The following is a 21,685-nucleotide window of genomic DNA, read 5'->3' on the forward strand; positions in this document are numbered from 1 at the left end:
TTCGCAAATGCTGGAGTTGGATGGCGTCTGCAAGACGTATCGGGAAGGGGACATTGAAGTCCATGCACTGCACGACGTGAACCTGAGCCTGGATGCGTCGAGCTTCTGCATGATCGTCGGCCCATCGGGCAGCGGCAAGTCCACCTTGCTGAACCTGATCGGCGCGCTCGACCGGCCCACGCGGGGCCGGGTCGTCATCGAGGGACAGGACATCAACCTCCTGCCGGACCGCGAACTCACGCGATTCCGCGCCGAGCGGATCGGATTCATCTTCCAGTCCTTCAACCTGATGCCGGTACTGACCGCCTACGAGAACGTCGAGTACGCGCTGCTGCAGACCGGCATGCCCAAGGCGCAGCGGCGCGCGCGCACCGACGAACTCATCGAGGCCGTAGGACTGGGCGCGCATCGAGCGCACCGTCCGAACCAGCTCAGCGGGGGCCAGCGCCAGCGCGTGGCCATCGCGCGTGCGCTGGTCAAGCGTCCCGCCCTGGTGCTGGCCGACGAACCGACGGCGAACCTCGATTCGTCGAACGGCCGTGCCATCGTCGCGCTGATGCGCGACATGCAGCAGCACTTCAGCACCAGCTTCGTCTTCTCCACCCACGACCCGATGCTGCTGGGACACGCGCACCAGGTGCTCCATGCCAGTGACGGCCGGGTGACGTGCGAAGCGCCCGCGACGACGCCGATGGAGCCCGCCGCATGCTGATGAACCTCTCCCTCGCCTGGCGCAACGTGCGCCGCAACCGACGCCGCACCGGCATCACGTCGATGACCATCGCACTGGGCGCCGCCGCGTTGCTGTTGCTCGGCGCGCTCATGAACTACGTCGTGCTGGAGTTCCAGACCTCGACGGTGCGGCGCAGCGGCCACGTCGCGGTGTTCCAGGGCGGCTACTTCCTGTATGGCGCGGGCAACCCCGCGGCCTACGGCATCAAGGACTACGACGCGCTGATGGGTGACATCCGCAGCGACCCCGCCATGCAGCCGCTGCTGCGAGTGGCGACGCCGGTCCAGATGATTGCCGGCGTGGCCGGGAACTACCAGGCCGGTGCCTCCAAGACTTTCTTCGGGCAGGGCGTGGTGCCGACGGACCGGCTCAGCATGCTGACCTGGAACCAACATCGGCTCGAAGGCATCGAGGCGAGGAGTTCGCCGTTGACGCGTGACGACGGCGTGGCCATGGGCTCGGGCATGGCCCGCATCCTGCACCTGTGCGACGGCGCGAGCCCCGATGGCTGCCCTCGCCATCCCACGGCCCGGACGCAGCCCGCTGTCTTGAGCCCGCAGGACGAGGAGCTCGTCGCGCTGAGCCGTCGGGAGCACGCCGTCATCGACGACGCCCAGGCGGGGGATGCGCCGCGCATCGAACTCCTGGCCGCGACGGCGGGCGGGGCGCCCAACGTCATGTCGGCTGCGGTGGAGCGGATCGACGTCCATGGCGCCAGGGAGCTCAATGACAACCTGATCGTCATGCAACTCGCCACCGCCCAGCGGCTGGTGTACGGCCGGGGCGAGCCGCGTGCGACCGCAATCAACATCCAGCTTCAGCGCACCGAGGACGTGCCCGCCGCGCGCGCCGGGCTGACGCGGCTCTTCAAGGAACGCGGGCTCGACCTCGAAGTCCGCGACTTCGTCGAACTCAATGCCCTCTACGCGCAGACGCAGGCCTTCTTCACTTTCCTGTTCGGCTTCGTCGCGCTGGTCATCGGCGCGATCGTGCTCTTCACCATCATGAACACGATGAGCATGAGCGTGATGGAGCGCTTCAGCGAGATCGGCACTGCGCGCGCGCTGGGCGTGCAACGCAGCAGCGTGCGGGGGCTCTTCATCCTCGAAGGCGCGCTGCAGGGGCTTCTCGGCGTCACGGTCGGCGTGGTGCTGGCGATGCTGATCGTGTACGTGGTCAATCGCAGCGGCCTCGTCTGGAGCCCGCCGACCTCCGCGGGCGTGCTGCCCTTCAAGTTGTACCTGTTCGGCAGCCCGGTCCTGATCGGCGGCACCTGGCTGCTGCTGATCTTCGTCTCGGCCGTCGCCGCGTGGCTTCCCGCCCGCCGCGCATCCCGCATGCCCATCGTCGATGCACTCCGCCATGTTTAGCCGCCGCCTCTTCCTGAAGTCTCTTTGTGCATCGCCGATCGTGGTCGCGCCGCCGGGCGCGCTCGCGCAGGACGCCGACCTCGCACGGCGCGCGGTGGTGCGCGCCGACCAGATCCGCAATCCTCAGCAATCCTTCCGCGCCCAGATGCGGCTGACCGAATTCCGCAACGGACAGGCGCGGGCCGCCGCCACCCTGGTGCTGCATTCCAAGCCTGAGGCCGGCACGGGACGATTCCGCAACCTGGCGCGCTATGTCGAGCCCGCCGCGGATTTCGGCAAGGCCATCCTGATGGATGACCAGGCCTTCTGGTTCTATGACCCGGCGTCGTCCGCCAGCATCCGGATCTCGCCCCAGCAGCGCCTCGTGGGGCAAGCGGCCAACGGCGACGTGATGAGCGTGAACTTCGGGCGCGACTACGCGCCGCGCATGATGGGCGAAGAGTCCATCCGGGACGCCGACAACGCCGAACGCAAGACCTGGCGAGTGGAGCTGACGGCGTCATCGTCGTCGGCGGTCTACCTGCGCATCGAGTACTGGATCGAGCGCGATACCTGCCGACCGGTGAAGGCACGCTTCTTCGTGGACAGTGGCCGCGCTCTCAAGGTGGCCTTCTATCGGAAGTTCAGTCGTCAACTCGGCGAGATGCGTCCCGGCGAGGTCGTCATCCTGGACGAGGTGGACAAGAGCGTGGCCACCAAGCTCGTGCTCACCGGCTACGCGGCGCAGGAGATTCCCGACAACTGGTTCAACCGCGAATACCTGCCCAGGCTGCGCGACGGCGGCGGGGCCGTGCGGACGTGAAGTGGTTGACGGCGAGTACCTGCGCATGCGTGCTTGGAATCCACGTCGGTGCTGAGGCGAGGCAGCTTGCGGACGATGCCGACCGCATTCCGTCGTCCGTGTTGCAGGACGGCGAGGAACCCTTGCTGAAGCCCCGGCGCATCGGCCCGGTCTACGTCGAATTGAACGTCGAATCGGCCGACCGGCGGCAGCCTGCGGTGCCGATCGCTTCGACGGCGCGGAGCCGCCAGATCGCGCGCGGCATCGTGGACGCCCGGGCGGAATGGCCGCTTCACCCTGAGCTCAGCGCACGGTTGAGCGCCCGCGCCGGCATCTCGCGCACGCGCGACGGCGGCACCTCGAGCGACGAGCAGTTCGACCTGCGCGAAGCCGCCGTGCAATGGCGGGCCAGCGACCGCGACGTGATCGAGGCGGGTCGCATCAACGTACGCAATGGCGCCGCGCTCGGCTACAACCCGACCGACTATTTCAGGTCGCGCTCGGCGGTCGACTACAGCACCCGCGACCCCGAGGTGCAACGCAACAACCGCCTGGGCACCGTCTTGCTGGCCGCCCAGCGCATCGACGCGCAGCGCGCGGTAATGCTCGCAGTGGCGCCGAAGCTGACCAGCCCCAAGGGGCTCGCCGAGGAGCAGCCTTCCGAGCGGCTGCGGCTGGCGGACACCAATGGCGAGGATCGCCTGCTGCTCAAGGCCGCCTTCGACGCGCCTTCGCTGTGGAGTCCCGAGCTGTTGGCGTTCAAGGACTCGCAGGGCTGGCGCTTCGGCACCAACCTCACGCAGGTCATCGGCGCGCAGACCACGCTCTTCTTCGAATATTCCGGCGGGCGCAGCCCTTCGCTGATGCAGCAGGCGCTGCGCAGCGGCGTCGCGCTCGGCGACCTGCCGTCCCGCGCCCTGGCCATGGGTCAGGCGCGGCCCGGCGAGTCGTGGCAGAACGATGCCGCAATCGGCGTCACGTGGACCGGCAGCTCGCAACTGAGTCTCAGCGCCCAGCTCAACTATCACCAGGCCGGGTTCGACTCGGCCGAGTGGCGAAGGTGGCTGGCCATGGGCTCGTCCGGCCCCGAGGGTGCCAGCATCGCGTGGTACGTGAGGAACCATGCGAATGCCATGCAGGAGCCCTTGTCGCAGCGCAGCGTCTTCCTGCGCGCGCAGTGGGACCCACTCGGGTTCCGCGATCTCTACTTCAGCGCCTTCCTGAACCGGAGCCTCGACGATCAGTCCTGGCTATTCCAGACAGCCCTCGAATACAGGCTGAGCCCGGCCAGCCGGTTGCGCGCCATGTTCCTCGCCACCGGCGGTAGCGCGGACAGCCTGTATGGCAGCGACCCCGTTCGCCGGGCCTTGCTTCTCAGCTTCACCCACTTTCTGTAGTCATGAGCGAATTCATTGCGGACTTGTTGTTCGCCTCCACTGCGCGCAGCCCCGAAAAGATTGCCCTGGTCGACGAGCGCGGCGAGCTGAGTTACGCCGCGCTGGCGCAGCGGGTCGAGTCCTTCGCTCAGGCGATGATCGCGCTCGGTTTGCGTGACAAGGGCCGCGTGGCGGTCTTCATGGACAAGTCCATCGACGCCTGTGCGGTCGTCCTGGCGGCGATGCTTGCAGGCGGCATCGCCGTGCCACTGAATCCCAAGCTCAAGCAGCATCAGTTGCGCCACATCCTGGCTGACTGCACGGCGCAACTGCTTTTCACCACGACGGCGCGCCACGGCGAGCTGAGCGGCTGCATCGACGACCTGGAGGTCCGCATCGTGCAATGCGACCAGCATGGCTCTCGCCTACTCGATCGACAGCCGCTACTACCGCGGCACGGAGCGCTGCGAGGAAGGACCTCCCGCCCCGGTGGCACCGGCTCCCGTCGAGCCGAAGACCTTCACGCTGAGCTCGGACGCGCTGTTCGCATTCGGCAAGTCCGACTACGCGGCGCTGAAGCCCGAGGGGCACGCCGAGCTGGCCCGGGTTGCATCGGAGATCAAGTCGGGTTCGCTGGATGCCGTCGCCGTGCAAGTGCGCGGCCATGCCGATCCCATCGGCTCCGCTGCCAGCAATCTCAGGCTCTCCGAGCAACGTGCGCGCACCGTCAGCCGCATCCTGGCGGAGCAAGGCATTCCGGCGAACCGCATCACCATCGAGGGTGTCGGCAGCGCCGAGCCGGTCGTTTCCTGCAAGGCCACCGGCCCCAAGGACGCGCGCGTGGCCTGCAACGCGCCGAACCGTCGCGTCGAGGTGATCGCGCGAGGCGCCAAGTAAGGGCCTGACCCGCGCATCGAGAAAAAAGCCCGGGGTCGCCTTGGCGGCCCCGGGCTTTTGCGTTTCAGGAACAACGCGATCAGGCGCCGGTCTCGGCCGCGTGCGAAGCGGCCGCATGCGCCTGCTGGTCCGCGTGGTAGCTGCTGCGCACCATTGCGCCCACGGCCGCGTGGCTGAACCCCATCTTGTAGGCCTCTTCCTCGAACATCCTGAAGGTGTCGGGATGCACGTAGCGGCGCACCGGCAGGTGGCTGTTGCTGGGCGAGAGGTACTGGCCGATGGTCAGCATCTCGATGTCGTGCGCGCGCATGTCGCGCATGACCTGCAGGATTTCTTCGTCGGTCTCGCCGAGGCCGACCATGATGCCGCTCTTGGTCGGCACGCCGGGGTGCAGCGCCTTGAACTTCTTCAGAAGGTTGAGGCTGAACTGGTAGTCGCTGCCCGGGCGCGCTTCCTTGTAGAGGCGCGGCGCGGTCTCGAGGTTGTGGTTCATCACGTCCGGCGGTGCGGCCTTGAGGATCTCGAGCGCGCGGTCGTCGCGGCCGCGGAAGTCGGGCACCAGGATCTCGATCTGCGTCAGCGGCGAGAGCTCGCGGATGTTGCGGATGCAGTCCACGAAGTGCTGGCTGCCGCCATCGCGCAGATCGTCGCGGTCCACGCTGGTGATCACCACGTACTTCAGGCGCAGCTTGGCGATGGTCTTCGCGAGGTTGAGCGGCTCGTCCTTGTCGAGCGGGTCGGGACGTCCGTGGCCGACGTCGCAGAACGGACAGCGCCGCGTGCACTTGTCACCCATGATCATGAAAGTGGCAGTGCCGTTCCCGAAGCACTCGCCGATGTTCGGGCACGAGGCTTCCTCGCAGACGGTGTGCAGGTTGCTTTCGCGCAGGATCTGCTTGATCTCGTAGAAGCGGGTCGTGGGCGAACCGGCCTTGACGCGGATCCATTCCGGCTTCTTGAGGACTTCGCCCTGCACCACCTTGACGGGGATGCGCGAGAGCTTGGCCGCGGCCTTCTGCTTGGCGAGGGGGTTGTAGTCCTCGGGGCTCTGGGCGTCGCGGACAACTTGGAGTGTGCTCATGGCTTCTCTTTGGCGGGGCTCAAGGTGCGAGGTAGGCGCTGAGCTTGTTGCCCAACACCCGCGCGGCTTCGTCCCAGGTTGTTTGAACGCCGATTGTAGAAAGATCGACGGTTTTCAGCGCCGCGTAGCCGCAAGGGTTGATGCGCGTGAAGGGTTCCAGGTCCATCGCCACGTTGAGCGCGACGCCGTGGTAAGTGCAATGGCGGCTGACCTTGATGCCCAGCGCGGCGATCTTGCCGAGGCCGCGAAACGGGTCGTCGGGATGCACGGGGCCGGTGAGCGAGGCGTGCGAAAAGGGGTCGTCGAGCCGCACGTAGATGCCGGGCGCACCGCCCACGCGGTGGCCGGTGACGCCGAAATGGGCCAGCGTGCGGATCACCGATTCCTCGATGCGGTAGACGTATTCCTTCACGTAGTAGCCGGCGCGCCGCAGGTCGATCAGCGGGTAGGCGACCACCTGGCCGGGGCCGTGATAGGTCACCTGGCCGCCGCGGTCGGTCTGTACGACCGGAATATCGCCCGGGTTCAACACATGGTCGGCCTTGCCCGCGAGGCCCTGCGTGTAGACCGGTCCGTGCTCGCAGATCCAGAGCGCGTCGGCCGTGTCCGCTTCGCGTTCCTGCGTCCACTGCCGCATGGCCGCGTAGGCCTCGGCATAGTCGACGCGGCCGAGCAGCGCGATTTCAGGCGCCCAAGTAGCGGTCAGAGCACCACCTTCACCATCGGATGGCTCGACAGCGCGCGGTAGATGTCGTCGAGCTGTTCGCGGCTGGTGGCCGTGACGGTGATCGTCACGCCCAGGTAGTTGCCGGCCTTGCTGGGGCGCAGCTCGATGGTCGTCGCGTCGAAGGTCGGGTCGAACTGCTCGGCGACCAGCGTCACCGCGTGCACGAAGCCGTCGACCTTGGCGCCCATGACCTTGATCGGGAATTTCGAGGGGTACTCGATCAGCGAATCCTTGCGTGCGTCGAGAGGTGCATCCGGCGGGGTGGGGGTGCTCATGCTGTGACTCCGTTGTCTTGCGTGCTGCGCGCCTTCGCCTGCTCATAGCCGGCATGCAGCGCCTGGTAGATGGGGCCGGGGCGGCCGGTGCCGATCGTCTGTCCGTCGAGCGTCACGACCGGCAGCACTTCCTTGCTGGCGGACGACAGCAGGAGCTCGTCGGCGGCGAACACTTCGTTGCGCGCGATGCGGCGAAGCGTGAAGGGGATGCCCACGTCGGCGCAGATCCGTTCGATCAGCCCGTAGCGAATGCCGGCCAGCACCAGCTCGTCCCTGGGAGGGCCGAATACGGCACCGTCCTTCGCCACCCACACATTGCTGGACGAAGCCTCGCTGAGCCAGTCGCCACGGAACATGATGGTTTCGGCCGCTCCGGCCTCGATGCTGATCTGGCGCGCCAACACCGCGCCCAGCAGGCTGGTGCTCTTGATGTGCGCCTTCTGCCAGCGGAAGTCCTGCGCGCTGACGCAGGTGACGCCCTTGGCGCGCACCGCCTCAGGCACCGGCTTCATCGGATTGACCATGACGAACACCGTCGGCGTGAGGCCCTTCGGCATCGCGTGGTCGCGAGGCGCCACGCCACGCGTCACCTGTATATAGACGCCCTGCATGCCCGCACGCACATCGGACGGCGCTGCATCGATCAGGCGCATGGCGACGGCGCGCCACGCCGCATGGGACAGCGGGTTCTTGATCTGCAGTTCGGCGAGCGAACGGTCGAGCCGCCCCATGTGCTCGTCGAAGCAGAACAGGCTGCCGCCGTAGACAGGCACGACCTCATAGACGCCATCGCCGAAAATGAAGCCGCGATCGAGCACGCTGACCTTCGCATCCCGTAACGGGGCGTAGCTTCCGTCGAGGTAGCAGAGGGAGTCGGGGAGGGCATCTGTGATCGGGTGCATGAGGAATTATGGTGGGGGCGCCCTGGTACTTTCCAACCCGGAGGCGATTCCGCAGCGGGCCGCAAGGATCATTTCCTCGATCGACCCCGCGAAGCGGCGGAAGGTCGTGGCTTTTTACTTATAATCAATGGCTTTGTAGAAATTCTGGGTCGTCATCCGGGCTTCATTCCAATGAAAACAATCGCCCGCGATGCCTCGAAGGACGTCCATGAGGACAGTTCCGACCTGGACGAGGATTTCAAGCCGTTGACCGCCGAGGAGGCCCAACGGCTGCGCGACAGGAAACCGTCGATCTCGCCGTGGCGCGTGATCGCGATTCAGGTTGTAGCGGGACTGCTGGTGGCATTGGCCGCCTGGGGTCTGACAGGGAGGCAAAATCTGGGATGGTCCGCCGGATACGGCGCGCTGGCAGTGGTCATTCCCTCTGCGGTGTTCGCACGGGGGCTGACCGGACGGTTTTCTTCCCTGAATCCAGGCACTGCGGTGTTTGGGTTCTTCTTGTGGGAAATGGTCAAGATGGCCTTGACGGTGGCGATGCTGATCGCCGCGCCAAGGCTGGTAGTGGCGCTGAGCTGGCCGGCAATGCTGGTGGGCTTGGTGGTGACAATGAAGGCGGCTTGGGTGGCGGTGATGCTGGCCCCCAGGCGCCTGAAACTTTGAGACGAGTAACGGATGGCTGCTGAAAACGCTGCGGAACACGGTATGACCGCTGGTGAATACATCGTTCACCATTTGACGCATCTTCAAAGCTCGAAGCCCGGAGGCGTCGCCGACCTCTCCGTATTCAATTTCGATTCGCTGTTCTTCTCGATCGCGCTCGGCGTGCTGGGCTGCTGGCTCATGTGGCTGGCCGCGCGCAAGGCCACTTCGGGCGTGCCGGGGCGCTTCCAGGCTGCGGTCGAAATCCTGGTCGAAGTCGTCGACCAGCAGGCCAAGGGCATCGTCCACAACGCCGAGAGCCGCAAATTCGTCGCTCCGCTGGCGCTGACGATCTTCCTGTGGATCTTCCTGCTCAACGCGATGGACTTGCTGCCCGTCGATTTGCTGCCCGCCATCTGGGGCCAGATCCACGGCGATCCGCACCATGCGTACCTGCGCGTCGTGCCGACGGCCGACCTCTCGGTCGCGATGGGCTTCTCGGTCACGGTCCTGCTGATCTGCCTGTACTACAACATCAAGATCAAGGGCCTGGGCGGCTGGGTGCACGAACTCTTCACCGCGCCGTTCGGCAATCACTGGGCGCTGTACCCCTTCAACTTCGCGATGCAGATGATCGAGTTCGTCGCCAAGACCGTGTCGCACGGCATGCGTCTGTTCGGCAACATGTACGCCGGCGAACTGATCTTCCTGCTGATCGCCCTCATGGGCGGCGCGTGGACCCTGTCGGCCACCGGCATCTTCCTGGCGCTGGGCCACATCATCGCAGGCACGGCCTGGGCCATCTTCCACATCCTGATCATCACGCTGCAAGCCTTCGTGTTCATGATGTTGACGCTGGTCTACGTGGGCCAGGCGCACGATCACCACTGATCATCCCGTTCGTTTTCGTTTTTCTTTTCTCTTCAACCAAAGTCCTCTAGGAGTCATCATGGAAGTTATCAGCTTTGTCGCACTGGCCGCCGGCCTGATCATCGGTCTGGGTGCTGTCGGCGCATGTATCGGCATCGGCATCATGGGCAGCAAGTACCTCGAATCGGCTGCTCGTCAACCCGAGCTGATGGGCGAACTGCAAACCAAGATGTTCCTGCTGGCTGGTCTGATCGACGCCGCGTTCATTATCGGTACCGGTATCGCGCTGTGGTTCGCAACGGCCAACCCCTTCCTCTCGCAAATCGCCAACCTGCCGAAGTAATCGGGTCCAGGCTTTCTCGTCGAACCCATGTCGTTCTTCGTTGAATGGCCGCGGATTCATTCCCAAAGAGAGGGTGAAAAGTGAGCATTACCGGTACCCTGATCATCCAGATGATCGTGTTCCTGATTCTTGTCGGGTTCACGATGAAGTTTGTGTGGCCGCCGATCGCGAAGGCGCTGGACGATCGTGCCCAGAAGATCGCCGAAGGCCTCGCAGCCGCCGACAAGGCCAAGAGCGAACTGTCCGCCGCCAACAAGCGCGTGGAAGTCGAGCTCGGCCAGGCGCGCAACGAGTCCGCACAGCGTCTTGCCGATGCCGAACGTCGTGCGCAGGCCATCGTTGAAGAGGCCAAGGCCCGCGCCACGGAAGAAGGCAACAAGATCGTTGCGGCCGCCCGCGTGGAAGCCGACCAGCAGGCCCTGAAGGCGCGCGAAGCACTGCGCGAGCAGGTCGCTGCATTGGCCGTCAAGGGCGCTGAACAGATCCTGCGCAAGGAAGTGAATCCGGCCGTCCACGCCGATTTGCTCGCCCGCCTGCAGACGGAACTCTGATCAAGCCATGGCAGAACTCGCCACCATTGCACGTCCCTACGCCGAGGCGCTGTTCAAGGCGTCTTCGTCGGACCTGGCCGGTGCCGGCGCATGGCTCGAAAAAGTCGCGGCCATTGCCAGCAATCCGGAGCTCCAGCAGTTCGCGGACAACCCCAAGGCCACGCCCGAACAGGTGCTCGGCGTGATCGCCGGCGCCCATGGTTCGTCGCTGCCGCCCGCAGCGAACAACTTCCTGACGGCACTGCTCGAGAACGGCCGCTTCACCGCGCTACCGGAAATCGCGAAGCAATTCCGCACGCTGGCGAACGCCCAGAGCGGCTCGTCCGATGCGGTGGTGTACAGCGCCTTCCCCATCGATGCCAGTGCGCTGGGAACCGTCGCCGCCGCGCTTGAAAAGCGCTTCGGCCGCAAGCTGCAGGTCACGGTCCAGCAGGATCCGTCGCTGATCGGCGGCATCCGTGTGGTGGTCGGCGACGAGGTGCTCGACACCTCCGTCAAAGCGCGCCTTGAACAAATGAAAGTTGCGCTGGCAGCCGCCTGAGGCCGTCAGCCCCCTTAAAGAAAGAAGGAAAGAGTCATGCAACTCAATCCCGCAGAAATTTCCGAACTGATCAAGAGCCGCATCGAGGGTCTCGGCGTCAGCGCGAACATCCGCAACGAAGGCACCGTGGTGTCGGTGACCGACGGCATCGTGCGCGTGCACGGCCTGTCGGACGCGATGCAGGGCGAAATGCTCGAGTTCCCGCCCAGCGCCGACGGCACGCCGTCGTTCGGCCTCGCGCTGAACCTCGAACGCGACTCGGTGGGTGCCGTGATTCTGGGCGAGTACGAGCACATCTCCGAAGGCGACACCGTCAAGTGCACGGGCCGCATCCTGGAAGTGCCGGTCGGCCCCGAACTCATCGGCCGCGTGGTGAACGCCCTGGGCCAGCCGATCGACGGCAAGGGTCCGGTCAACGCCAAGATGACCGACGTGATCGAAAAGGTCGCTCCCGGCGTGATCGCACGGAAGTCCGTCGACCAGCCGATGCAGACCGGCCTGAAGTCCATCGACTCGATGGTGCCGATCGGCCGTGGCCAGCGCGAGCTGATCATCGGCGACCGCCAGACCGGCAAGACCGCCGTGGCGATCGACGCGATCATCAACCAGAAGGGTCAGAACATGACCTGCGTCTACGTTGCGATCGGCCAGAAGGCTTCGTCGATCAAGAACGTGGTGCGCGCCCTGGAACAAGCCGGCGCGATGGAATACACCATCGTGGTTGCCGCCTCCGCTTCCGAATCGGCCGCCATGCAGTACGTCAGCGCCTATTCGGGCTGCACGATGGGCGAATACTTCCGCGACCGCGGCCAGGACGCGCTGATCGTCTATGACGACCTGTCCAAGCAAGCCGTGGCGTATCGCCAGGTCTCGCTGCTGCTGCGCCGCCCGCCAGGCCGCGAAGCCTACCCCGGCGACGTGTTCTATCTCCACAGCCGTCTGCTCGAACGCGCGGCCCGCGTCAACGCCGACTACGTCGAAGCCTTCACCAAGGGTGAAGTCAAGGGCAAGACCGGTTCGCTGACCGCACTGCCCATCATCGAAACGCAAGCCGGCGACGTGTCCGCCTTCGTTCCGACCAACGTGATCTCGATCACCGACGGCCAGATCTTCCTGGAAACCAACCTGTTCAACGCCGGTATCCGCCCCGCCATCAACGCCGGTATCTCGGTGTCGCGCGTGGGTTCGTCGGCACAGACCAAGGTCATCAAGGGCCTGTCCGGCGGAATCCGTACCGACCTGGCGCAGTACCGTGAACTGGCTGCGTTCGCGCAGTTCGCTTCCGACCTCGACGAAGCGACCCGCAAGCAGCTCGACCGCGGTGCCCGCGTGACCGAACTGCTGAAGCAGGCGCAATACAGCCCGCTGCCCATCTCGCTGATGGGTGCCTCGCTGTTCGCCGTGAACAAGGGTTTCATGGACGACCTGGACGTGAAGAAGGTTCTGCCCTTCGAGCACGGCCTGCACCAGTTCCTCAAGTCCAGCTACGGCCCGCTGCTCGACAAGATCGAACAGGCCAAGGCCATCGACAAGGACGCCGAGGCCGAGCTGACCGCAGCCGTCACGTCGTTCAAGAAGTCGTTCGCCTGATCGACCACGCAAGGAGCCCCAATGGCAGCTGGTAAGGAAATCCGCGGCAAGATCAAATCGGTGGAAAACACCAAGAAGATCACCAAGGCCATGGAAATGGTGGCCGCGTCGAAGATGCGCAAGGCGCAGGAACGCATGCGTGCCGCCCGCCCCTACAGCGAGAAGATCCGCAACATCGCGGCCAATCTCGGCCAGGCGAACCCGGAGTACACGCACGCCTTCATGAAGACGCACGACGCCAAGGCGTCGGGCTTCATCCTCGTCACGACCGACAAGGGCCTGTGCGGCGGCATGAACACCAACGTGCTTCGCGCCTTGACCACCAAGATGCGCGAAGAGCAGTCGGCTGGCGTCGCCATCGAGGCAGTCGCGATCGGCAACAAGGGCCTGGGTTTCCTGAACCGCGTCGGCGCGCGCGTGGTCTCGCATGTCACCCAGCTGGGTGACACGCCGCACCTCGACAAGCTGATCGGCCCCGTCAAGGTGCTGCTCGACGCGTACGCCGAAGGCAAGCTCAGCGCGGTCTACCTCTGCTACACCAAGTTCATCAACACGATGCGCCAGGAATCGGTGGTCGAGCAACTGCTGCCGCTGCAGGCCGACTCGCTGAAGGTCGAGAAAGGCCAGCACTCGTGGGACTACATCTACGAGCCCGATGCGCAGAGCGTGATCGACGAGCTGCTGGTGCGCTACGTCGAATCGCTGGTGTACCAGGCCGTGGCCGAGAACATGGCTTCGGAGCAGTCGGCACGCATGGTCGCGATGAAGTCGGCCACCGACAACGCGGGCAACGTCATCAACGAACTCAAGCTGGTCTACAACAAGACCCGGCAGGCAGGCATCACCAAAGAGCTGTCGGAGATCGTTTCGGGCGCCGCGGCGGCCGCGGGCGTCTGAGCCCTTCGGACCTCAACAGATTTAAATTTTTATCGGAGCAGACATGGCTCAAGCAGAAGCAGTTCAAGGCAAGATCGTTCAATGTATCGGCGCCGTGGTCGACGTGGAATTTCCGCGCGACAAGATGCCCAAGATCTACGACGCCCTGAAGTACGAAAGCGGCGGGCTGACCCTCGAGGTGCAGCAGCAGCTCGGCGACGGCGTGGTGCGCACCATTGCGCTCGGCTCGTCCGACGGCCTGCGTCGCGGCCTGATCGTGACCAACACCGGCGCACCCATCACGGTGCCCGTCGGCAAGGCCACGCTGGGCCGCATCATGGACGTGCTGGGTCGTCCCATCGACGAACGCGGCGACGTGGGCCAGGAACTCCAGGCCTCGATCCACCGCAAGGCACCCGAGTACGACGAACTCTCGCCCTCGCAAGACCTGCTGGAAACCGGCATCAAGGTGATCGACCTGGTGTGCCCGTTCGCCAAGGGCGGCAAGGTGGGCCTGTTCGGCGGCGCCGGCGTGGGCAAGACCGTGAACATGATGGAGCTCATCAACAACATCGCCAAGGCGCACTCGGGCTTGTCCGTGTTTGCCGGCGTGGGTGAGCGCACTCGCGAAGGGAACGACTTCTATCACGAAATGGCCGACTCCGGCGTCGTGAACCTCGAGAAGCTCGAGGACTCGAAGGTGGCCATGGTCTACGGCCAGATGAACGAACCCCCGGGCAATCGTCTGCGCGTGGCGTTGACCGGCCTGACCATCGCCGAGTCGTTCCGCGACGAAGGCCGTGACGTTCTGTTCTTCGTCGACAACATCTACCGCTACACGCTGGCCGGTACCGAAGTGTCGGCTCTGCTGGGCCGTATGCCTTCCGCCGTGGGCTACCAGCCGACGCTGGCCGAGGAAATGGGCCGTCTGCAAGAGCGGATCACGTCGACCAAGGTCGGCTCGATCACCTCGATCCAGGCCGTGTATGTGCCTGCCGACGACTTGACCGACCCGTCGCCCGCCACGACCTTCGCCCACTTGGACTCGACCGTGGTGCTGTCGCGTGACATCGCTTCGCTCGGTATCTACCCCGCCGTGGACCCGCTGGACTCGACCTCGCGCCAGCTCGACCCGCTGGTGGTCGGCGAAGAGCACTACAACGTGGCCCGCGCCGTGCAAGGCACGCTGCAGCGCTACAAGGAACTGCGCGACATCATCGCGATTCTGGGCATGGACGAACTCGCACCGGAAGACAAGCTGGCCGTGGCCCGCGCCCGGAAGATCCAGCGCTTCCTGTCGCAGCCCTTCCACGTTGCCGAAGTGTTCACCGGCTCGCCCGGCAAGTACGTGCCGCTGTCCGAGACCATCCGCGGCTTCAAGATGATCGTGAACGGCGAAGCCGACCACCTGCCGGAACAAGCGTTCTACATGGTTGGCGGCATCGACGAAGCGTTCGAAAAGGCCAAGAAGGTCGCTTAAGGAATCACCATGGCAGGCACCATTCACGTGGACGTGGTCAGCGCCGAGGAGTCGATCTTCTCGGGCGAGGCCAAGTTCGTCGCGCTCCCCGGCGAAGCCGGCGAGCTCGGCATCTACCCGCGCCACACGCCGCTGATCACGCGCATCCGCCCCGGCGCGGTGCGCATCGAGACGGCTGACGGCGGCGAGGAATTCGTCTTCGTGGCCGGCGGCATCCTGGAAGTGCAGCCCAACACGGTGACCGTCCTGTCCGACACCGCAATCCGCGGCAAGGACCTCGACGACGAAAAGGCCAACGTGGCCAAGGCCGCCGCCGAGGAAGCGCTCAAGAACGCCAAGACGGACATCGACATCGCGATGGCGCAGTCGGAACTCGCCGTCATGGCTGCCCAGCTCGCCGCCCTGCGCAAGTACCGTCAAAAGAAGTAAGCGGCAACGCTCCAGCTTCGAACAAAAGCCGCCTTCGGGCGGCTTTTGTCATTCACGCGTTGTTTTGACGTCAGTTCGGCTTGAATTTGGCCGAAGTTAAGTCTTGTTCGGCTGAAGCTCCCCCCCTAGTATTCGCCTGCGCTCCGACCGGTAACTCGGCGGAAGGCAAAGAAGAACACGACGGAGACAACGCTTGGCCCCCTGGAGCCGACTGACCGCGGACGAGATGCAACTGCTGGAGACCACCTTCTGGTCCGCCGGCGGGTCGCGCCATGGCATGGCCGAGCAGCTCGGTTTCTCCAAGAGCAAGGCCAATTCACTGATCGCCGGCCTCGTCGAACAGGGGCTGCTCGCGGAAGCGGGATTGCAGCGCTCGTCCGGTGGCCGTCGCCCCGAAAACCTGCAACTTCATGGTGGCCTCGGCGCGCTGGTGGGGGTCGACATCGGCGCCACGAGCCTCGACGTGGCCGTTCTCGCCCCCGACCTGACCGTGCTCGCGCACCACGCCGAGCCGGCCGATGTGCGCGAAGGTCCCGGCGTCGTCTTGGCCCGCGTGCGCGTGCTGGTCCGTGAGCTTCTGGCTCGGGCTGGCTTCGATGCCAGACAGGTCATCGGCATCGGCATCGGCGTGCCGGGCCCGGTCAACTTCGAGATCGGGCAACTGGTCAACCCGCCGCTGATGCCGGCCTGGGACAGTTTCTCGATCCGCGACTACCTGCGTGAAGACTACGCGGCGCCGGTGTTCGTCGACAACGACGTCAACCTGATGGCGCTCGGCGAGCTCTGGCGCCTGAAGCGCTCGCTCTCCAACTTCCTCGTGATCAAGGTGGGCACCGGCATCGGCTGCGGCATCGTGTGCCATGGCGAGGTCTATCGCGGCGCGGCCGGGTCCGCGGGCGACGTCGGCCACATCTGCGTCGACCAGGAAGGCCCGCGTTGCCACTGCGGCAACCTCGGCTGCGTTGAGGCGATGGCGGCAGGGCCTGCCATCACCCGGATGGCGGTGCAGGCGGCCGAGGCGGGCGAGAGCGATGCGCTGGCCGAATGCCTGCGCACGCAAGGCCGTATCGAAGCGGTCGATGTCGGCCAGGCCAGCCGTGCCGGGGATGCGGCAGCCAACGCCATCGTTCAGCGTGCCGGCAGCCTGATCGGGCAGATGCTCGCGTCGATCGTCAACTTCTTCAATCCGTCGCATGTGTTCATCGGCGGCGGCATCACGCGCATCGGGCCGTTGTTTCTTGCGGCTGTGCGGCAGAGCGTCTATCAGCGATCTCTCGCCCTGTCGACGCGTCACCTGGAGATCCAGTACACCCCGCTCGGCGCGCAGGCCGGTCTCATCGGCGCGGGTGTGCTGGCCATGCAGGAGACGCTCAAGGCCCGGGGAGTCGCGCCATGAGCCCCAAGGCCGCCGTCTCGGTCGAGTTCGACAAGGTCCTGAAGTCCTTCGGCCCCGTCGAGGTGCTGCACGGCGTGAGCTTCTCGCTCGAACCCGGCCGCATCTACGGACTGCTCGGCGAAAACGGCGCGGGCAAGTCGACGCTGATGAAGATCCTCGCGGGCTACGAATCGCTCACGGGCGGCAGCTTGCGGGTCAACGGCGAGCTGCACGAGTTCGCCAACTCGCGCGATGCCGAGGCGCTGGGCATCGTGCTGATCCACCAGGAGTTCAACCTCGCCGAAGACCTGAGCGTTGCGCAGAACATCTTCCTCGGCCACGAAAAGAAGAAGGGCTGGCTGCTCGACGACGCCGCGATGGAGCGCGACGCCGCCGCCGCGCTCGCGCAGGTCGGGCTGAACATCGATCCGACGACGAAGGTGCGCCGACTGATCGTCGCCGAGAAGCAACTGGTCGAGATCGCCAAGGCTGTCTCGCGCCATGCGCGGCTGCTGATCATGGACGAGCCCACCGCCACGCTCACGCCCGGCGAGACCGAACGCCTCTTCAAGCTGATCGCGCAACTCCGCGCGGACGGCGTGACCATCGTCTACATCTCGCACAAGCTCGACGAGGTGGAGCGCGTGACCGACGAGGTGATCGTGATGCGCGACGGCCGCTTCGTGACGCGCGCGCTGACGTCGGACGTCACCCGCCACCAGATGGCGAACCTGATGGTCGGCCGCGAGCTGGCCGACCTGTATCCGCCCCGCGACGTGGTCGTCACGGACACCGCCCCGGCGATGCAGGTACGCAACTTCACCGTGCCCGGCTGGGCCGACAACGCGAGCTTCGAAGTGCGCCCCGGCGAAATCCTCGGCTTCGCGGGCCTGGTGGGTGCGGGTCGCACCGAACTTTTCGAAGGCCTGCTGGGCCTGCGCCCCGCGAGTGGCACGGTCGAGATCCAGGGACGCGCGGTGACATTGCAAAACCCCCGCGAAGCCGCCCGCCACGGCCTGACCTACCTCAGCGAAGACCGCAAGGGCAAGGGCCTCCATGTGCACCTGGGCCTGCGCCAGAACCTCACGCTGATGGCGCTCGAACGCTACGCCAAGCCATGGCTCCAGCCCGATGCCGAACGCGCCGCGCTGGCGGAGGCCGTGAAGGACTACGGCATCCGCACCGGCGATCTCGATGCGCAGGCCTCGTCGCTCTCCGGCGGCAACCAGCAGAAGCTGGCGCTCGCGAAGGTGCTGCAGCCGCAGCCCAAGGTCGTGGTGCTCGACGAGCCGACGCGCGGCGTCGACGTCGGCGCCAAGCGCGACATCTATTTCCTGATCCAGCGCCTGGCCCGCCAGGGGCTGGCCGTGATCGTCGTCTCGTCCGAACTGATGGAACTGATCGGCCTGTGCCACCGCGTTGCGGTGATGCGCGCAGGCCGCCTCGTCACGACGCTCGACGCCGACCATCTAACCGAAGAGGAGCTCATCGCTCATGCCACCGGAACCGCCCCCAGCCACGCCTGAGGCCGCCGCGGCCCATCGCAGCGAAGCCAAGGTGCACTGGCTCCAGCGCCTGCACGGCCTCGGCCCTGTCATCGGCCTGGTGCTGCTGTGCATCGCAGGCACGCTGCTCAACAGCGACTTCGCCACGCTCGACAACGCGATGAACGTGCTCACGCGCACGGCCTTCATCGGGATCATCGCGGTCGGCATGTGCTTCGTGATCATCTCCGGCGGCATCGACCTGTCGGTGGGCTCGATGGCCGCCTTGATCGCCGGCTGCGTGATCATGTTCATCAACGCCATGGGCCCGGCGCTCGGTTCGCCGCTGCTGGCGGTGATGCTCGGCGCGGTGCTCGCCGTGGTGCTGGGCGCGACCTTCGGCCTCGCGCATGGGCTGCTGATCACCAAGGGTCGCATCGAGCCCTTCATCGTGACGCTGGGCACGCTCGGCATCTTCCGCGCCTACCTGACCTACTTTGCCGACGGCGGCGCGCTCACGCTCGACAACGAGCTGTCGGACCTCTACGCGCCGGTCTACTACGCGAGCCTGCTGGGTATTCCGGTGCCGGTGTGGGTCTTCTTCATCGTCGCGGTGATCGGCGGCGTCATCCTCAACCGCACCGCCTACGGACGCTACGTGCAGGCCATCGGCTCGAACGAGCAGGTGGCGCGCTATGCGGCGGTCGGCGTGGACGGCGTGAAGATCCTCACCTACGTGCTGCTCGGCGTCTGCGTCGGCATCGCGACCTTGCTCTACGTGCCGCGGCTCGGCTCTGCATCGCCCACCACCGGCCTGCTGTGGGAGCTGGAGGCGATCGCCGCGGTGATCGTCGGCGGCACCGCGCTCAAGGGCGGCGCGGGCAGCATCACCGGCACCGTCATCGGCGCGATCCTGCTGTCGGTCATCAGCAACATCCTGAACCTCACCAGCATCATCAGCGTGTACCTCAACGCGGCGGTGCAGGGCATCGTGATCATCGTCGTCGCCTTCCTGCAGCGCGGGCGACGCTGATGCGTGTGGGTTTCCGTCCGTTCCATTTCATTCACCACAAGGAGACAAGCAGCATGACTTCCATCACCCGACGCCTGGCGCTGAGCGCCGTCGCCGCCGCGAGTTTCGCGGCCTTTCCGGCCCTCGCGGCCGAGCCGGTGAATCTCGGCGTGTCGATCCCCGCGGCGACGCACAGCTTCATGGGCGGCATCAACTACTGGGCCAACCAGGCGAAGAAGGACCTCGAGAAAGAGCACAAGGACCTGAAGATCACCATCAAGACGGCAGCCAACGCGCCCGAGCAGGCGAACCAGCTGCAGGACTTGTCGACGGTGACGAAGATCAACGCGCTCGTGATCTTCCCCTTCGAGTCCGCCGCGCTCACCAAGCCGGTGGCCCAGGTCAAGGCCAAGGGCACCTACGTCACCGTGGTCGACCGCGGCCTGACCGACACCAGCGCGCAGGACGCCTACGTGGCCGGCGACAACACCGCCTTCGGCAAGATCCCGGCCGAGTACATCGCGAAGAAGCTCAACGGCAAGGGCAACGTGGTCGCGCTGCGCGGCATCGCCACCACGCTGGACAACGAGCGCATGGACGCCTTCAACAGCGTGCTCAAGAACTACCCCGACATCAAGCTGCTCGATGCCAAGTACGCCAACTGGAACCGCGACGACGCCTTCAAGGTCACGCAGGACTACCTGACGCGCTTCAAGAACATCGACGCCATCTGGGCCGCCGACGACGACATGGCCGTGGGCGTGCTGAAGGCGGTCGAGCAGGCCAAGCGCGACGACATCAAGGTGATCTTCGGCGGCGCGGGCGCCAAGGGCATGGTCAAGACCATCATCGACGGCAAGGACCCGCGCATCGATGCGGACGTGAGCTATTCGCCCAAGTTCATCTACGACGCGATCAAGCTCACGGCCGAGGCGCGCCTGAAGGGCGAGAAGCTGCCGGCGACGACGATCATTCCTTCGGTGCTGATCACCAAGGACAACGCCAAGAGCTTCTATCACCCCGATAGTCCGTTCTGAGCTCGCCCCCAGGCTGCGCGCACTTCGTGTCGCTTCGCCTACCCCCTGACCGGGGGCAACACCAGCGGACCGGCAAAGCCGGTTCCGCGGTGTTTCACCAACGGCGCGCGCTTCGCGGCGCATGAATATCCATGACTCACGATACTTTTCAACGCAGGCTGCGCTACGCCATGGTTGGCGGAGGGCGGGATGCATTCATCGGCGCGGTGCATCGCAAGGCGATCGCGCTTGACGGGCAGGTCGAGCTGGTGGCGGGTGCGCTGTCCTCAAGTCCTGAGAAGGCGAAAGCCTCGGGGCGCGATCTGTTCCTTGCGGACGATCGCAATCACGGGGACTGGCGGGCGCTGCTGGATGACGAGCTGAAGCGGCCGGCCGATGAGCGGATCGACTTCGTTTCGATCGTCACGCCGAACCATGTGCACTTTCCGGTGGCGCATGCGTTTGTGGAGGCTGGCTTTCACGTCGTGTGCGACAAGCCGCTGGTGCATACCGGCGATCAGGCCGATGCGCTGGTGGATGCGGTGGCGCGCAAGGGCACGGTGTTCGGCGTCACGTACAACTACACCGGGTATCCGATGGTTCGGCAGGCGCGGGAGATGGTGCGCTCGGGCGAGCTGGGCGAGATCCGCAAGGTGGTTGTCGAATACAACCAGGGCTGGCTGGCAACGCGGCTCGAAGGCGAGGGCAACAAGCAGGCGGCCTGGCGCAGTGATCCGGCGCGCAGCGGGGCTGCAGGGGCGATTGGCGACATCGGGTCTCATGCGGAGAACCTGGTGGCAACGGTCACGGGGCTGGAGATTGAAAGCCTTTGTGCCGACCTGAGCTCGATGGTGGCCGGGCGTGCACTCGATGACGACGGCAGCGTGCTGCTGCGCTTCCGGGGCGGGGCGCGCGGCGTGCTGATTGCGTCGCAGATCAATACGGGGCTGGAGAACGATCTGCGGCTTCGCGTCTCGGGCTCGCTGGGCACGCTCGTGTGGCGGCAGGAGCGGCCGAGCGAACTGGTGCACCTTCCGCTCGATGGGCCGAAGCGCATCCTCACGCGGGGAGCGCCCTGGCTGTGCGAGGCGGCACAGCGCGCCAGCCGGTTGCCGGCCGGGCATCCGGAAGGCTTCATCGAGGCTTTCGCGAATGTCTATGGCGGCGTCGCGGCGGATATTCGCGCGCGGCTTTCGGGCGTGCAGGCCGATGCGCTGGCCGCGGACTATCCCCACGTGGAGGATGGCGCGCGCGGGGTGCGTTTCATCGAACGCACGGTGGCGTCGGCGCACGGCGAGGCCAAGTGGACGGCGTGGTGAGCTGAGCCGTACGGGCAA

Annotated in this window: 23 protein-coding genes and 1 pseudogene; 20 read left to right on the forward strand and 4 right to left on the reverse strand. The window is 65.7% G+C overall.

The genetic code is table 11. From position 1 onward, the window contains the following. The first annotated feature begins 7 nt into the window (after positions 1 to 7). The 6 genes and pseudogenes from QTH97_RS17030 (at position 8) to QTH97_RS17050 (ending at position 5,157) form a co-directional block, all read left to right on the forward strand. The gene (locus QTH97_RS17030) at positions 8 to 712 is read left to right on the forward strand and encodes an ABC transporter ATP-binding protein (RefSeq protein ID WP_286569545.1); all 705 of its coding nucleotides are present in this window, start codon (positions 8 to 10) and stop codon (positions 710 to 712) included. Further along, entirely contained in the window at positions 706 to 2,103 is a 1,398-nt protein-coding gene (locus tag QTH97_RS17035) for an ABC transporter permease (RefSeq protein ID WP_286569546.1), read from the forward strand. Before QTH97_RS17030 ends, QTH97_RS17035 begins: the two co-directional genes overlap by 7 nt. Then, positions 2,096 to 2,905 carry an outer membrane lipoprotein-sorting protein gene (locus tag QTH97_RS17040; protein ID WP_286569548.1) on the forward strand — a complete coding sequence of 270 codons (810 nt, stop codon included), beginning with the start codon at positions 2,096 to 2,098 and terminating at the stop codon, positions 2,903 to 2,905. Before QTH97_RS17035 ends, QTH97_RS17040 begins: the two co-directional genes overlap by 8 nt. Positions 2,906 to 2,934: 29 nt before the next feature. After that, complete coding sequence (locus tag QTH97_RS17045) at positions 2,935 to 4,281, forward strand: hypothetical protein (RefSeq protein ID WP_286569550.1); 1,347 nt, start codon at positions 2,935 to 2,937, stop codon at positions 4,279 to 4,281. Positions 4,282 to 4,283: 2 nt separating this feature from the next. Beyond that, positions 4,284 to 4,556: pseudogene (locus tag QTH97_RS36995) on the forward strand (AMP-binding protein); the annotation flags it as partial. Positions 4,557 to 4,674: 118 nt separating this feature from the next. Further along, positions 4,675 to 5,157 (forward strand): OmpA family protein, encoded by a 483-nt coding sequence (locus tag QTH97_RS17050; protein ID WP_286569551.1) that lies wholly within the window; start codon positions 4,675 to 4,677, stop codon positions 5,155 to 5,157. 79 nt (positions 5,158 to 5,236) lie between these two features. On the opposite strand, the gene lipA is transcribed toward QTH97_RS17050, so the two are convergent. From lipA to QTH97_RS17070, 4 genes are read right to left on the reverse strand one after another with little or no spacing between them, the layout of a single operon-like run. Next, complete coding sequence (gene lipA / locus QTH97_RS17055; RefSeq protein WP_286569554.1) at positions 5,237 to 6,238, reverse strand: lipoyl synthase; 1,002 nt, start codon at positions 6,236 to 6,238, stop codon at positions 5,237 to 5,239. A 19-nt stretch (positions 6,239 to 6,257) separates the two neighbouring features. Next, entirely contained in the window at positions 6,258 to 6,944 is a 687-nt protein-coding gene (gene lipB / locus QTH97_RS17060) for a lipoyl(octanoyl) transferase LipB (protein WP_286569821.1), read from the reverse strand. Next, positions 6,941 to 7,240 (reverse strand): YbeD family protein, encoded by a 300-nt coding sequence (locus QTH97_RS17065; RefSeq protein WP_286569556.1) that lies wholly within the window; start codon positions 7,238 to 7,240, stop codon positions 6,941 to 6,943. Before QTH97_RS17065 ends, lipB begins: the two co-directional genes overlap by 4 nt. Continuing rightward, complete coding sequence (locus QTH97_RS17070) at positions 7,237 to 8,142, reverse strand: aminotransferase class IV (protein ID WP_286569557.1); 906 nt, start codon at positions 8,140 to 8,142, stop codon at positions 7,237 to 7,239. The genes QTH97_RS17065 and QTH97_RS17070 overlap by 4 nt, the downstream gene beginning before the upstream one ends. Before the next feature lie 171 nt (positions 8,143 to 8,313). Here QTH97_RS17070 and QTH97_RS17075 point away from each other — a divergent pair, with 171 nt between their 5' ends. The 14 genes from QTH97_RS17075 to QTH97_RS17140 all read left to right on the forward strand — a co-directional run bounded on the left by QTH97_RS17075 (position 8,314) and on the right by QTH97_RS17140 (position 21,667). Next, positions 8,314 to 8,802 carry an ATP synthase subunit I gene (locus QTH97_RS17075; RefSeq protein ID WP_286569558.1) on the forward strand — a complete coding sequence of 163 codons (489 nt, stop codon included), beginning with the start codon at positions 8,314 to 8,316 and terminating at the stop codon, positions 8,800 to 8,802. Positions 8,803 to 8,814: 12 nt separating this feature from the next. Beyond that, complete coding sequence (atpB, locus tag QTH97_RS17080; protein WP_286569559.1) at positions 8,815 to 9,672, forward strand: F0F1 ATP synthase subunit A; 858 nt, start codon at positions 8,815 to 8,817, stop codon at positions 9,670 to 9,672. A gap of 58 nt (positions 9,673 to 9,730) precedes the next feature. Further along, a complete protein-coding gene (gene atpE / locus QTH97_RS17085; protein ID WP_019657641.1) occupies positions 9,731 to 9,994 on the forward strand; it encodes a F0F1 ATP synthase subunit C in 264 nt (87 codons plus the stop codon). Between the two features lie 80 nt (positions 9,995 to 10,074). Beyond that, the gene (locus QTH97_RS17090) at positions 10,075 to 10,545 is read left to right on the forward strand and encodes a F0F1 ATP synthase subunit B (protein ID WP_286569560.1); all 471 of its coding nucleotides are present in this window, start codon (positions 10,075 to 10,077) and stop codon (positions 10,543 to 10,545) included. 7 nt (positions 10,546 to 10,552) lie between these two features. Beyond that, the gene (locus tag QTH97_RS17095) at positions 10,553 to 11,086 is read left to right on the forward strand and encodes a F0F1 ATP synthase subunit delta (protein WP_286569562.1); all 534 of its coding nucleotides are present in this window, start codon (positions 10,553 to 10,555) and stop codon (positions 11,084 to 11,086) included. Positions 11,087 to 11,122: 36 nt separating this feature from the next. Further along, positions 11,123 to 12,676 (forward strand): F0F1 ATP synthase subunit alpha, encoded by a 1,554-nt coding sequence (gene atpA / locus QTH97_RS17100; RefSeq protein WP_286569563.1) that lies wholly within the window; start codon positions 11,123 to 11,125, stop codon positions 12,674 to 12,676. Positions 12,677 to 12,697: 21 nt separating this feature from the next. Next, complete coding sequence (gene atpG, locus QTH97_RS17105) at positions 12,698 to 13,573, forward strand: F0F1 ATP synthase subunit gamma (RefSeq protein ID WP_286569564.1); 876 nt, start codon at positions 12,698 to 12,700, stop codon at positions 13,571 to 13,573. Positions 13,574 to 13,616: 43 nt separating this feature from the next. After that, complete coding sequence (gene atpD, locus QTH97_RS17110; protein ID WP_286569565.1) at positions 13,617 to 15,032, forward strand: F0F1 ATP synthase subunit beta; 1,416 nt, start codon at positions 13,617 to 13,619, stop codon at positions 15,030 to 15,032. A 9-nt stretch (positions 15,033 to 15,041) separates the two neighbouring features. Beyond that, complete coding sequence (locus QTH97_RS17115; RefSeq protein WP_286569566.1) at positions 15,042 to 15,461, forward strand: F0F1 ATP synthase subunit epsilon; 420 nt, start codon at positions 15,042 to 15,044, stop codon at positions 15,459 to 15,461. Positions 15,462 to 15,687: 226 nt separating this feature from the next. Next, positions 15,688 to 16,857 carry an ROK family protein gene (locus tag QTH97_RS17120; protein WP_286569822.1) on the forward strand — a complete coding sequence of 390 codons (1,170 nt, stop codon included), beginning with the start codon at positions 15,688 to 15,690 and terminating at the stop codon, positions 16,855 to 16,857. Next, positions 16,854 to 18,362 carry a sugar ABC transporter ATP-binding protein gene (locus QTH97_RS17125; protein WP_286569568.1) on the forward strand — a complete coding sequence of 503 codons (1,509 nt, stop codon included), beginning with the start codon at positions 16,854 to 16,856 and terminating at the stop codon, positions 18,360 to 18,362. Before QTH97_RS17120 ends, QTH97_RS17125 begins: the two co-directional genes overlap by 4 nt. Beyond that, positions 18,331 to 19,353 carry an ABC transporter permease gene (locus tag QTH97_RS17130; protein ID WP_286569569.1) on the forward strand — a complete coding sequence of 341 codons (1,023 nt, stop codon included), beginning with the start codon at positions 18,331 to 18,333 and terminating at the stop codon, positions 19,351 to 19,353. Before QTH97_RS17125 ends, QTH97_RS17130 begins: the two co-directional genes overlap by 32 nt. A gap of 53 nt (positions 19,354 to 19,406) precedes the next feature. Continuing rightward, positions 19,407 to 20,369: a substrate-binding domain-containing protein gene (locus QTH97_RS17135; protein ID WP_286569570.1), complete on the forward strand. Its 963-nt coding sequence runs from the start codon at positions 19,407 to 19,409 to the stop codon at positions 20,367 to 20,369. Between the two features lie 131 nt (positions 20,370 to 20,500). Beyond that, positions 20,501 to 21,667, forward strand: a complete 1,167-nt coding sequence (locus QTH97_RS17140; protein WP_286569572.1) for a Gfo/Idh/MocA family protein — start codon at positions 20,501 to 20,503, stop codon at positions 21,665 to 21,667. The last annotated feature ends 18 nt before the right edge of the window (positions 21,668 to 21,685 follow it).

It is taken from the genome of Variovorax gracilis, assembly GCF_030317115.1.
GTDB lineage: Bacteria > Pseudomonadota > Gammaproteobacteria > Burkholderiales > Burkholderiaceae_C > Variovorax > Variovorax gracilis.